The organism is Pseudomonas sp. Emmai (genome assembly GCF_055179735.1).
This window is the reverse complement of the sequence record NZ_CM143685.1, coordinates 6,741,822-6,753,624: the sequence shown is the minus strand read 5'-3', so window position 1 is coordinate 6,753,624 and position 11,803 is coordinate 6,741,822. Positions and strand designations below refer to the sequence as shown.

Annotated in this window: 12 protein-coding genes; 7 read left to right on the top strand and 5 right to left on the bottom strand. The window is 60.6% G+C overall.

Annotation, left to right across the window (positions count from 1 at the left end; all coding sequences use genetic code 11):
- Positions 1-40 precede the first annotated feature (40 nt).
- The gene (gene purU, locus ACY4LX_RS31075; RefSeq protein WP_123513155.1) at positions 41-898 is read left to right on the top strand and encodes a formyltetrahydrofolate deformylase; all 858 of its coding nucleotides are present in this window, start codon (positions 41-43) and stop codon (positions 896-898) included.
- A gap of 205 nt (positions 899-1,103) precedes the next feature.
- Positions 1,104-2,303 (top strand): formaldehyde dehydrogenase, glutathione-independent, encoded by a 1,200-nt coding sequence (gene fdhA, locus ACY4LX_RS31070; RefSeq protein ID WP_007947729.1) that lies wholly within the window; start codon positions 1,104-1,106, stop codon positions 2,301-2,303.
- Positions 2,304-2,468: 165 nt separating this feature from the next.
- Here fdhA and ACY4LX_RS31065 read toward each other — a convergent pair whose 3' ends face one another.
- From ACY4LX_RS31065 to ACY4LX_RS31055, 3 genes are read right to left on the bottom strand one after another with little or no spacing between them, the layout of a single operon-like run.
- Positions 2,469-3,143, bottom strand: coding sequence for an anti-sigma factor (locus ACY4LX_RS31065; protein ID WP_149659626.1), 675 nt, complete (start codon positions 3,141-3,143; stop codon positions 2,469-2,471).
- On the bottom strand, positions 3,140-3,784 hold the full coding sequence (locus tag ACY4LX_RS31060) for a sigma-70 family RNA polymerase sigma factor (protein ID WP_149659625.1): 645 nt from the start codon (positions 3,782-3,784) through the stop codon (positions 3,140-3,142). Before ACY4LX_RS31060 ends, ACY4LX_RS31065 begins: the two co-directional genes overlap by 4 nt.
- Before the next feature lie 55 nt (positions 3,785-3,839).
- Positions 3,840-4,433 (bottom strand): fasciclin domain-containing protein, encoded by a 594-nt coding sequence (locus tag ACY4LX_RS31055; protein WP_149659624.1) that lies wholly within the window; start codon positions 4,431-4,433, stop codon positions 3,840-3,842.
- A gap of 228 nt (positions 4,434-4,661) precedes the next feature.
- On the opposite strand from ACY4LX_RS31055, the gene ACY4LX_RS31050 reads away from it, so the two are divergent.
- On the top strand, positions 4,662-5,216 hold the full coding sequence (locus ACY4LX_RS31050; protein WP_463258686.1) for a DUF2780 domain-containing protein: 555 nt from the start codon (positions 4,662-4,664) through the stop codon (positions 5,214-5,216).
- 1 nt (position 5,217) lies between these two features.
- Here ACY4LX_RS31050 and ACY4LX_RS31045 read toward each other — a convergent pair whose 3' ends face one another.
- Positions 5,218-6,105: an acyltransferase gene (locus ACY4LX_RS31045; RefSeq protein ID WP_463258685.1), complete on the bottom strand. Its 888-nt coding sequence runs from the start codon at positions 6,103-6,105 to the stop codon at positions 5,218-5,220.
- Positions 6,106-6,447: 342 nt separating this feature from the next.
- Here ACY4LX_RS31045 and rloA2 point away from each other — a divergent pair, with 342 nt between their 5' ends.
- From rloA2 to creC, 3 genes are read left to right on the top strand one after another with little or no spacing between them, the layout of a single operon-like run.
- A complete protein-coding gene (rloA2, locus tag ACY4LX_RS31040) occupies positions 6,448-6,954 on the top strand; it encodes a retropepsin-like aspartic peptidase RloA2 (RefSeq protein WP_169372764.1) in 507 nt (168 codons plus the stop codon).
- A gap of 59 nt (positions 6,955-7,013) precedes the next feature.
- Positions 7,014-7,694: a two-component system response regulator CreB gene (gene creB / locus ACY4LX_RS31035; RefSeq protein ID WP_149659620.1), complete on the top strand. Its 681-nt coding sequence runs from the start codon at positions 7,014-7,016 to the stop codon at positions 7,692-7,694.
- Entirely contained in the window at positions 7,694-9,121 is a 1,428-nt protein-coding gene (creC, locus tag ACY4LX_RS31030) for a two-component system sensor histidine kinase CreC (protein ID WP_463258684.1), read from the top strand. The genes creB and creC overlap by 1 nt, the downstream gene beginning before the upstream one ends.
- A gap of 5 nt (positions 9,122-9,126) precedes the next feature.
- Here the strand turns inward: creC and ACY4LX_RS31025 are convergent, their stop codons facing one another.
- Positions 9,127-10,137 carry an acyltransferase family protein gene (locus ACY4LX_RS31025; protein ID WP_463258683.1) on the bottom strand — a complete coding sequence of 337 codons (1,011 nt, stop codon included), beginning with the start codon at positions 10,135-10,137 and terminating at the stop codon, positions 9,127-9,129.
- Between the two features lie 237 nt (positions 10,138-10,374).
- On the opposite strand from ACY4LX_RS31025, the gene creD reads away from it, so the two are divergent.
- Complete coding sequence (gene creD / locus ACY4LX_RS31020; RefSeq protein WP_463258682.1) at positions 10,375-11,745, top strand: cell envelope integrity protein CreD; 1,371 nt, start codon at positions 10,375-10,377, stop codon at positions 11,743-11,745.
- Positions 11,746-11,803 lie beyond the last annotated feature (58 nt).

Here is an 11,803-nt window from a genome sequence, read left to right as displayed (position 1 = left end):
ACGCAGAGCATGGGAACGATCAGATAGGAGTCACCGCACTATGAGCCGCGCCCCAGACACATGGATTCTGACCGCCGACTGCCCAAGCGTCCTCGGCACCGTGGATGCGGTGACCCGCTTTCTGTTCGAGCAGGGCTGCTACGTCACCGAGCACCATTCCTTCGATGACCGGCTCTCGGGTCGTTTCTTCATTCGTGTGGAATTCCGCCAGCCCGACGGCTTCGACGAACAAGCCTTCCGCGCGGGTCTGGAGGAGCGTGGCCAGGCCTTCGGCATGATCTTCGAGCTGACTCCGCCGAACTACCGCCCGAAAGTGGTGATCATGGTCTCCAAGGCCGATCACTGCCTCAACGATTTGCTCTACCGCCAGCGCATCGGCCAGTTGTCCATGGACGTGGCCGCCGTGGTCTCCAACCACCCGGACCTCAAGCCGCTGGCCGACTGGCACCAGATTCCGTACTACCACTTCCCCCTGGACCCGAACGACAAGCCTTCGCAAGAGCGTCAGGTGTTGCAGGTGATCGAGGAGTCCGGCGCCGAACTGGTGATTCTTGCCCGTTACATGCAGGTGTTGTCGCCGGAGCTGTGTCGCAAACTCGACGGCAAGGCGATCAACATTCACCACTCCCTGCTGCCGGGTTTCAAGGGCGCCAAGCCCTATCACCAGGCCTACAACAAGGGCGTGAAACTGGTCGGCGCTACCGCGCACTACATCAACAACGACCTGGACGAAGGCCCGATCATCGCCCAGGGCGTGGAGGTCGTGGACCACAGTCATTACCCGGAAGATTTGATCGCCAAGGGGCGGGATATTGAAGGGCTGACCCTGGCGCGGGCCGTGGGGTATCACATTGAACGCAGGGTTTTCCTCAACGCCAACAGAACCGTCGTTCTTTAGATCGCCTTCGCGGGCAAGCCTCGCTCCTACAGGATCGGGGTTGCTCGTGAAAATGGGGCTACCTCAATCGCGTAGGAGCGAGGCTTGCCCGCGAAGAGGCCCTCACAAACAACGCAAAAAGACACAGGCAATAACCCGAGCAATCAACGCGCCGCCGCTGTCTGGCGACGCGACCGCTACATAAAAACAACAGCGAGGTGAAAGCATGTCTGGTAATCGTGGTGTCGTGTATCTCGGCAACGGCAAGGTCGAAATACAGAAAATCGACTATCCCAAAATGCAGGACCCGCGCGGCAGGAAGATCAATCACGCTGTCATCCTGCGCGTAGTCTCCACCAACATCTGTGGTTCCGATCAGCACATGGTGCGCGGTCGTACCACCGCTCAAACCGGCCTGGTCCTGGGCCACGAAATCACCGGTGAAGTGATCGAGAAGGGCAGCGACGTCGAAAACCTGCAAATCGGCGACCTGGTGTCCGTTCCGTTCAACGTCGCTTGCGGGCGCTGCCGTTCCTGCAAAGAGATGCACACCGGTGTCTGCCTGAGCGTCAACCCGGCCCGTCCCGGCGGTGCTTACGGTTATGTCGACATGGGCGACTGGACCGGCGGCCAGGCGGAATACGCCATGGTGCCGTACGCCGACTTCAACCTGCTGAAACTGCCGGACCGTGATCGCGCGATGGAAAAAATCCGCGACCTGACCTGCCTCTCCGACATCCTGCCGACCGGTTATCACGGCGCCGTGACGGCCGGCGTTGGCCCTGGCAGCACCGTGTACATCGCGGGCGCTGGTCCAGTCGGTCTGGCCGCTGCGGCTTCCGCGCGTCTGCTGGGCGCGGCGGTGGTGATCATCGGTGACGTCAACACCGTGCGCCTGGCGCACGCCAAGGCTCAGGGTTTCGAAATCGCCGACCTGTCCCTCGACACCCCGCTGCACGAACAAATCGCTGCACTGCTGGGCGAACCGGAAGTGGATTGCGCCGTCGACGCCGTAGGCTTCGAAGCGCGCGGTCACGGGCATGACGGCGTGAAACACGAGGCTCCGGCTACCGTGCTCAACTCGCTGATGGGCGTGGTTCGCGTGGCGGGCAAAATCGGTATTCCGGGCCTGTACGTGACGGAAGATCCGGGCGCTGTGGATGCGGCCGCGAAAATGGGCAGCCTGAGCATTCGCTTCGGTCTGGGCTGGGCCAAATCCCACAGCTTCCACACCGGCCAGACGCCCGTGATGAAGTACAACCGCCAGCTGATGCAGGCGATCATGTGGGACCGCATCCACATTGCCGACATCGTCGGCGTGGAAGTCATCAGCCTCGACGACGCACCACGTGGCTATGGCGAGTTCGATGCCGGCGTACCGAAGAAGTTTGTGATCGACCCGCACAAGTTGTTCAGCGCGGCGTAAGACTTTACCGCAATGCAAAACGGCGACCTTCGGGTCGCCGTTTTTTGGAGCACTGATCGTTCCCACGCGCAGCAAAGGAATGCAGCCCGGGACGCTCCGCGTCCCAAAGCGTAACGCGGAGCGTCACTGGAGGCATTCCTTTGCTGCGCGTGGGAACGATCAGCTTCAAAGCGCCGCCAACGCCCCTTGATACAACACCGGCCCCGTCGGCTGTCCGGTCGGCGAGCCACCCTTGGGCTCAAGACTCACCGCCAACGCAATCGGTTTGCCGATCAACGCCTTCTGCGCATCGCTCAACTCAACCTTGCCCTTGCCGCCCGCCGGAATCACGCCGAGGGAAATCGGTTTGCCGTTCGCTGGTATCGCCCACAACTCCAGGCTGCGTCCTGGATCAACCGCAGCCAATGTCAGCGGCTCGACGTTCAGGAAGTTCGCGTGCGCTTCAACTTTCAACGCAGGTTGTGCGTCGGCGCTGAGCAAAGTGGCGCTGTAGCGGGCATCGTCGCGGTTGTAGAGCATGCTCAGGAACACGACGACCACCAGCGAACACAGCGCCGCCGTCACCCGCATCCAGTTCCAGAATGAACGCTTCTCGGGCACGTGCAGCCTCTGCGGTTCGATCCGTGCGGTGATTCCCTGCCACACATGCTCTGGCACCGGTTGCTCGGGCAATGCTTCGGTCAGGCTGGCGAGGCTTTCCTGCCAGTGCGCCAGTTCTGCGCGCAATGCCGCATCCTCCAGCAGCAACTGTTCAAAACGTCGGCGAGCCGCGGCGGGCATCAAGCCAATGGCGTAGTCGGCGGCGAGGGCGCGGCGCAGGGTGGGGGTTTGGTAATTCATGATTCAAGGCACCTGCGCAGGCGCTCCATGCCACGGCGGATCCAGGACTTGACCGAGCCCAGCGGCGCGGCCAGATGCTCCGCCAATTCGGAGCAGGACAGCCCCTGAAAGTACGCCACGGTAATCGATTGGCGCTGCCTGCCTTCGAGGCTTTCCAGGCAGCGGTTCAAGGCATTGGCCTCGCGGGCGGCGTTCAGTAATTCGTGGGCGGAGGGGCTTTCGTCCACCAGCGCCAGTTCTTCCTGATCGGTCAGCGGCCGGTCGCGGTGTTTGCGCAGCTGGTCGATGGCTTGATTGCGGGTGATGTTGATCATCCAGGTCAACGGTGCCGACAGGTGCGATTCATAGCGCGAGGCGTTGTTCCAGATGCGCACGAAGCTTTCCTGCAACACTTCTTCGGCCAGGTCGTGGCGGCCCATGAAACGCAGGGCGATACCGTGCAAGCGCGGGCCGACGCTACGGTAAAGCGTCTCGAACGCGCGGCGGTCCCCCAGTGAACACTGGGCCAGAAGCTGTCGGAGCTGATCGGTGTCGGCGATGGAAATGACGGTTCTCCAGGCAATCGAGCTCGCGACGATGGGCCGCGTACGGTGCCGGTTGCAGGCAGAGGTTAGTTCACCGCGCGGGGTTGTTCCATTCACGGACGGGCACCTCGGAAAAATGCCGGCCCCGATGCGCAGGGCCGGCGAGCACTGCTCAACCTTTGGGCATCAGCACTTTGTCGATGACCTGAATCACACCGTTGGACTGGTACACGTCATAGGTGGTGATGTCGGCGACGTCACCCTTTTCATCCTTGAGCGTGATGTTGTGCGGGCCGTTCATCATCACCCACAGCTTGCCGCCCGCGACGGTGGTGAGTTCGGCTTTGCCGCCGCCCGCCTTGATCTTCGCGGCCAGGGTCATCATGTCGAGTTTGCCGGCGACGACGTGGTAGGTGAGGAGCTTGGTCAGGGTGCCTTTGTTCTCGGGTTTGAGCAGCGTATCGACCGTGCCGGCGGGCAGGGCGGTGAACGCCGAGTTGACCGGGGCGAACACGGTGAACGGGCCTTTGCCTTTGAGGGTGTCGACCAGACCGGCGGCTTTTACCGCAGCCACCAGGGTGGTGTGGTCGGCGGAGTTCACCGCGTTATCGACGATGTCCTTGCTCGGCAGCATGCTTTGGCCGCCGACCATGACGCTATCGTGGCTCATGTCTGCCGCTTGCACGGTATTGAGGGCGAGTCCGCCGCCAAGGGCCAGGGTCAGCAGGCTGGCAATCAACGGGGTTTTGATCGAAGTGCGGTTCATGGTGGTGATCCTTGTGGGGAGAATCGGCCAGGAGTGTCTGTCCGTGCTTGATATACGCGGGCGGGGCTAGACTGGATGCAGCGCCAGGGAATTCTTTTCTGAGCGTGGCCCCCTCGCCACAAAAGCCCGCTCCCACAGGGGGTGGGAACAATCCTGCGCGATACCAGTCGAACGCACAGTTTTGCGCCGCTCATGGGTGGGCGGTTTATGCCTATAGAGGTTGTCTCGATGAAGATTTCACGCGGTTTTGCACTGGCTTCGCTCATGACCCTCGCGGCCAGCCCGGTGTTTGCTCAGTTCAACCTGAACGATGCGGCCAATGCCATCTCCGGCATGAAAGGCGACAACGCCGCCGCCGCAGCCGCGCCCACCTCGCAGACGGCCGGCCTGCTGAGTGCGCTCAGCCAATTGAACGTGACCCCGCAACAAGCCGTTGGCGGCACCGGGGCGATGCTCGGTCTGGCCAAAAATCAATTGAGTTCGACGGATTACTCAGAGTTGGCCAAAAGCGTACCGGGGATCGACAAACTGTCGGGTGGCGGTGAGCTGGGCGCCCTCAGCGGCTTGCTCGGTTCGTCCGGCAAATCGGCCGGCCTGGAAAACGCCTTGGGCAATGTGAAGAACACCAATGACCTGAACAGCGCATTCAGCGCCTTGGGCATGGACAGCAGCATGATCGGCCAATTTGCCCCGGTGATTCTCCAGTACCTCGGTGGCCAGGGCGTTGGAGGTCCATTGCTGGAAAGCCTGGGCGGGATCTGGGGCGCCGGCTCCGGTAGCTGATTCAGCGGCGCTCGGTGCGCAACGCGTCGATGCGCTTGTCCTTCTCGATCCAGAGCTGGTTGACCCAGTTCTGGACCGTTTCGCGAAACAGCGGATCGTTTTCGTAATCCCCCTGCCACAACGCCGGGTCCAGTTCGCGGGTCTGGATGTCGATGATGACCTTCGGCACGTTACCGCTGATCAAATCCCAGAACCCCGGAATCGCCTGCTGCGGATACACCACCGTCACATCCAGAATCGCATCCAGCTGTTCGCCCATCGCCGCCAGCACAAACGCCACGCCGCCGGCCTTGGGCTTGAGCAGGTGGGTGAAGGGTGATTGCTGCTCGGTGCTTTTTGCCGCCGTAAACCGGGTGCCTTCCAGGTAATTGACCACCGTCACCGGCTGACGCTTATACAGCTCGCACGCAGCCTTGGTGATCTCCAGATCATGCCCGGCCAATTCAGGGTTTTTCGCCAGGAACGCCTTGGTGTAGCGCTTCATGAACGGGTAATCCAGCGCCCACCAGGCCAGGCCCAGGAACGGCACCCAGATCAGCTCTTTCTTGAGGAAGAATTTGAAGAACGGCGTGCGCCGGTTCAGGGTCTGGATCAGCGCCGGGATATCCACCCAGGACTGGTGGTTGCTGATCACCAGATAGGACGTATCAACTCGCAGGTCAGCGCCCCCGCGAATGTCCCATTGGGTGGGGATGCACAGGCGGAAGATCAGCTTGTCGATTTCGGCCCAGGTCTCGGCGATCCACATCACCGACCACGAGGCGTAATCGCGATAACGGCCGGGCAGGACCAGTTTGAGCAGGGCAAACACCATCAGCGGCCCGAACAGGACCAGGGTGTTGAGCAACAGCAGCAGGGTAACGAAACAGCCGGTGAGCAGGCGGCGCATAAGTAACTCTTGAAAGCATTTGGGCGCGCCATGATAAGCAGCTTCGGGCGGCAGGCCAAATCGGGGGTGACGAATGTTTCACCTTTGAAGCGATATGCTCAGAATCATGAAGATCCCCTGTGGCGAGGGAGCTTGCTCCCGCTTCGGCTGCGAAACAGTCGTCAACCCGACGCACGCGGTACTGATCGTTCCCACGCTCTGCGTGGGAATGCATCCCGGGACGCTCCGCGTCCCAAAGCGGACGCAGAGCGTCCATGGCGGCATTCCCACGCAGAGCGTGGGAACGATCTAACCGATAAAGGTCTAAAATCCCGCTGCCCACTCCTTATGGATGCCCAATACGTGAAATCCCTCCTTGCATTGCTGACCCTCGTGGCCCTGCCGGTCATGGCCGCCGAGCCGACCCTGTACGGGCGTTACGAATACATCGCGCTGCCGGAAATCGGCGGTGAAGTCCTCAAGGCCAAGATGGACACCGGCGCCCTGACGGCATCGCTGTCGGCCAAGGACATCGAAATGTTCACCCGCGACGGCGACGATTGGGTGCGCTTCCGCCTCGCCACCAAGGACGCGAGCAACAAGGTCTACGAGCACAAGATCGCGCGGATCAGCAAGATCAAGACCCGCTCCGAAGAAGACGAGGACGAGAAGGACGAAGCCGCACCCACCAAGCGTCCGGTCGTCGATCTGGAGCTGTGCCTGGGCAACGTCAAGCGCACGGTCGAGGTCAACCTCACCGACCGCAGCAGCTTCAATTACCCGCTGCTGATCGGCGCCAAGGCCTTGCGTGAATTCGGCGCGGCGGTGAACCCGGCCCGACGTTTTACCGCGGATAAACCCGACTGCTGATTGACGGGATGTGAGGCTTGGGCCACCGTTGCGCAACTTAATTGCCGTGCCCGGACGCCATGCCTCATATCCTGATTGTCGAAGACGAAGCGGCCATTGCCGATACGTTGATTTTTGCCTTGCAGGGCGAAGGCTTTACCACCACGTGGGTGAGCCTTGGCGCCGCCGCGCTTGAACATCAGCGCCAGACCCCGGCCGACCTGATCATCCTCGACATCGGCCTGCCGGACATCAGCGGCTTCGAAACCTGCAAGCAACTGCGGCGTTTCAGCGACGTGCCGGTGATCTTCCTTAGTGCCCGTGATGCGGAAATCGACCGCGTGGTGGGCCTGGAAATCGGCGCCGACGATTACGTGGTCAAGCCGTTCAGCCCGCGAGAAGTGGCGGCGCGGGTCCGGGCGATCCTCAAGCGCATGACCCCGCGTGCTTCAGCCGAAGTGGCCTCGACGCTGTTCCGCATCGACAGCGAACGGGTGCAGATCAGCTATCGCGGCCAGCCCCTGAGCCTGACGCGCCATGAGTTCCGTCTGCTGCAATGCCTGCTCGAACAACCTGAGCGTGTCTTCAGTCGCGAGCAATTGCTCGACGCCCTGGGCGTGCCCGCCGATGCCGGCTACGAGCGCAGCATCGACAGCCACATCAAGAGCGTGCGCGCCAAACTGCGCCTGGTGCGGGCCGACGCCGAACCGATCCAGACCCATCGCGGCCTCGGCTACAGCTACAGCCCGGGACACAGCTGATGTCACTGGCGATCCGGATTTTCCTGGTCTACGTGCTGTTTATCGGCCTGACCGGTTATTTCGTGCTCAACACCGTCATCCAGGAAATCCGCCCCGGCGTGCGCCAGTCCACCGAAGAAACCCTGGTGGACACCGCCAACCTGATGGCCGAGATCCTGCGCGATGACTTCAAGGCCGGCACCCTCAACCAGAATCACTGGCCGCAACTGCTCAAGGCCTACGGCGAACGGCAGCCGAAGGCGAGCATCTGGGGCCTGCCGAAAAATCAGGTCAGCCACCGCATCTACGTCACTGACGCCAAAGGCATCGTGGTGCTGGACTCCAGCGGCGTCGCCGTGGGTCAGGACTACTCGCGCTGGAACGACGTCTACCTGACCCTGCGCGGTGAATACGGCGCCCGCTCGACCCGCACCGATCCCAATGACGCCCGCACCTCGGCGATGCACGTTGGCGCGCCGATCCGCGACAACGGTCAGATCATCGGTGTGGTCACCGTGGCCAAGCCCAACAGCTCATTGCAGCCTTACGTCGACCGGACCGAGAGACGCTTGTTCGCTTATGGCGCCGGGTTGATCGGCCTCGGCTTGCTGTTTGGCGCCGTGCTGTCCTGGTGGTTGAGCGCGGCGCTGCGGCGGTTGACCGCTTACGCCCAAGCCGTCAGCGAAGGGCGGCGAGTTGAAGTGCCGCATTATCGCGGCGGCGAACTGGAGCAACTGGCGACGGCGGTGGAGCAGATGCGCACACAACTGGAAGGCAAAGCCTACGTCGAGCGCTACGTGCACACCTTGACCCATGAGTTGAAAAGCCCGCTGGCGGCGATTCGCGGCGCGGCGGAACTGTTACAAGGCGAGATGCCCGTGGCCCAGCAGCAGCGTTTCGTCAGCAACATCCACAGCGAAAGCGCGCGGATGCAGCAGTTGATCGAGCGGTTGTTGAACCTGGCGCAGGTTGAGCAGCGGCAAGGGTTGGAAGAACGTGTCGAGGTGCCGTTGGCCGCGTTAGTGAGTGAGTTGCTGGACGCTCAAGCGGCGCGGATCGAAGGTAAGCAGTTGCGGATCGAGCAGACGATTGCCTCGGATCTGGCGTTGATCGGTGAGCCGTTTTTGTTGCGTCAGGCGCTGGGCAATCTGTTGGAGAATGCCTTGGACTTCACCCCGGCTCGGGGTGTGTTGCGGTTCAGCGCCGAGCGTGTTGGCGAGCGGGTCGAGTTCAAACTGTTCAACCAGGCTGAGGCGATTCCTGACTATGCGTTACCGCGGTTGAGTGAGCGGTTCTACTCGCTGCCGAGGCCGGACAGTGGGCGCAAAAGTACCGGGTTGGGACTTAACTTCGTTGAAGAAGTGGTCAAGTTGCATGGTGGTCAACTGTGGGTCGGCAATGTGGCGGGTGGCGTTGAGGCACGGGTGAGTGTGCCTCAAGGTGCTTGATGGGCTCAGGGCGCCGCCGGCACAGGCGCCGATTTTCGAAGCGTGCCTCGATGGGCCAGCGCCAGGGCCGGCTGTTCGATAATCAGCCATGAAAGTGTTGCCAGGCCAATGACGATGAGCGCTGAAACGGCCATGGAAGGGAAAAAGGCCAGTTGCGTCTTATTGATGATCAATTGCTGGACGGGAAAGGCGTACAGGTAGATGCCATAGGAGATATCGAATCGTCCCCTGATGGTTTTATCGACGTACAACAAACCCAGGCTGATCGTCGCCAGGCTTATTCCCAATGACGCCAGGACCCAGGCCGCCGAAGTGCCCAGGGATGAAAACACCAGAAGACTGGCAACCGCCAGGCCGCCGATCTTGGTGCGCGCGCTGTTGAAGCGGTGCTTGTAAAAAGCGATCAACGATCCGGCGAAGAACGCGATACCGGCGGCGCAATAGACCAGAAACTTCTGTGCCAGTGCATTGACGGGGAAGTTACCCAGGACATAGGTCGCCACGCAAAACAGCAAGAGCAGTGCCCACGGCATCAAGGCGCTGCGATAAAGGGTCAAGGCCAGCGCCAGCAAAATATAAAAAGCAAATTCGATCTTTAGCGTCCAGAGGCTTCCGTTGAAGGATTCGCTAAATATGAAGTCGTGGGTCACCTCATCAATCGTCGCCCGCCCGAACGCTGAAATCCGCAGGAAGTCGATGAAGGCGCCTTTGCCCGAAACATAGTCGCTGGCAAAAAATGCCCCGGCCACATAAGTCATGACGAATGAGCAAACGATGAGTGCAGGAAAGATCCGTGCGACGCGCTTTACGAGGTAATTTTGAACGCTGGTGGCATTCAAGTAGCTGAGCGTGATCAGCAGCCCGGAAATCGCAAAAAAGCAAAGAACCGCTATACCACCCAGTGAGTTGTAACCCTCGATGGCGGGCTCGCTCATGCCGGCCAGCACATAGTGGTGGCTGACCAGAACCATAAGGGCGGCAAGGTGCCTGATCAGGTCAAACGAGTTGTTTCGCAATGCAGCATTCCTTGTCTGGTCGGGTCTGGAGCAAACCAACGTCCACAATCCTGAGTTGTATTCGGCCGGAATATCTCCGTCGAGGGTTTAAAACACCCTGACTTGGCCTTGAGGCACGGCAGTTTGCCAAGGTGGAAACGGCTTTTACAGGCATTTCCACGCAATCTCCACATCGCCCCCACAAAACCCCCACACAGCGCTTCCAGACTCTCCCTCATTCGAACAGGGAGAGAACCCATGAACCGTAACCTGGCCATAAAACTCGGGGCGATTGCCCTACTGATTCTGTTATTGCTGATTCCATTGCTGATGATCAACGGCGTTATCCAGGACCGTCAGCAATTGCGCGATGGTGTGTTGGAAGACATCGCCCGCAGTTCCAGCTTCAGCCAGCAATTGAGCGGGCCGCTGATGGTGGTGCCGTATCGCAAGGTAGTGCGCAGCTGGAAGCTCAACGAAAAAACCAACGAGCGTTATCAGGACGTCGGAGAAGAGCGCGGGCGTTTGTACTTTCTCCCGGAACGCTTTGAACTGGATGGCCAGGTCCAGACCGAACTGCGCTCGCGCGGCATTTATGAAGCGCGACTGTTCCATGCCGACAACCGCATCAGCGGGCATTTTTCGATCCCGGAACAACTGGGCATCAAGGAAGACTTTGCGGATTACCAATTCGACCAGCCCTTTCTGGCGGTCGGCATCAGCGACATTCGTGGCATCGAGAATGCCCTGAAACTGGAACTCGATGGCCAGCGCCTGGACTTCGTCCCGGGTAGCCAGGTGGGCTTTTTGGGGGAGGGTGTGCACGTCATGCTGCCGGCACTGGATGCGAAGCAGGCCACGGAATTGGCCTTCGGTTTCGACCTGCGCTTGCAAGGCACCGGTCAGTTGCAAGTGCTGCCGGTGGGCAAGACCAGCAAAGTCGCATTCGCCGCCAACTGGCCGCACCCAAGCTTTGTCGGCAACTACCTGCCGACCCAGCGCGAAGTCAGCGACCAGGGTTTCACCGCCAATTGGCAAACCTCGTTTTTCTCCACCAACTTGCAAGAAGCGTTGAACAGTTGCGCGTCCGGGGCGGGCTGTGAAGCGTTCAACGCTCGTAGCTTCGGCGTGAGCTTCATCGACCCGGTGGACCAGTACCTGAAAAGCGACCGGGCGATCAAATATGCCTTGCTGTTTATCGTCCTGACCTTCGCGGGCTTCTTCCTCTTCGAAGTGCTGAAAAGCCTGGCGGTGCACCCGGTGCAATACGCGCTGGTCGGCGTGGCCCTGGCGTTCTTCTACCTGTTGCTGCTGTCGCTGTCCGAGCACATTGGCTTTGCCCTGGCGTATCTGTTGTCGGCGAGTAGCTGTGTGCTGCTGATTGGCTTCTACGTCTGCCACGTGTTGCGCAGCGTGCGCCACGGCTTGAGTTTTTCGGCTGGACTGGCGGCGTTGTACGGTTTGCTTTATGGCTTGTTGAGTGCCGAGGATTACGCGCTGTTGATGGGCTCGCTGTTGCTGTTCGGGCTGTTGGGTGTGTTCATGGTGCTGACCCGCAAACTGGACTGGTACGGCATCGGCGCGAAGACCGCCAAGCCGTTGGAATTTGATATGGGAGCGGTGGAATGAGCCGGTCGTTGGGGTTGCGGGAGGATCAGCGATTGGGCGAACAACTGGCGATGCGGAT

Excerpts from the sequence above, each read along its gene's own strand:
- ACY4LX_RS31045 (WP_463258685.1), bottom strand. The coding sequence starts at position 6,105 with ATGCGCCGCCTGCTCACCGGCTGTTTCGTTACCCTGCTGCTGTTGCTC.
- creB (WP_149659620.1), top strand. The coding sequence starts at position 7,014 with ATGCCTCATATCCTGATTGTCGAAGACGAAGCGGCCATTGCCGATACG.
- purU (WP_123513155.1), top strand. The coding sequence starts at position 41 with ATGAGCCGCGCCCCAGACACATGGATTCTGACCGCCGACTGCCCAAGC.
- creD (WP_463258682.1), top strand. The coding sequence starts at position 10,375 with ATGAACCGTAACCTGGCCATAAAACTCGGGGCGATTGCCCTACTGATT.
- ACY4LX_RS31065 (WP_149659626.1), bottom strand. The coding sequence starts at position 3,143 with ATGAATTACCAAACCCCCACCCTGCGCCGCGCCCTCGCCGCCGACTAC.
- ACY4LX_RS31050 (WP_463258686.1), top strand. The coding sequence starts at position 4,662 with ATGAAGATTTCACGCGGTTTTGCACTGGCTTCGCTCATGACCCTCGCG.
- fdhA (WP_007947729.1), top strand. The coding sequence starts at position 1,104 with ATGTCTGGTAATCGTGGTGTCGTGTATCTCGGCAACGGCAAGGTCGAA.
- creC (WP_463258684.1), top strand. The coding sequence starts at position 7,694 with ATGTCACTGGCGATCCGGATTTTCCTGGTCTACGTGCTGTTTATCGGC.
- ACY4LX_RS31055 (WP_149659624.1), bottom strand. The coding sequence starts at position 4,433 with ATGAACCGCACTTCGATCAAAACCCCGTTGATTGCCAGCCTGCTGACC.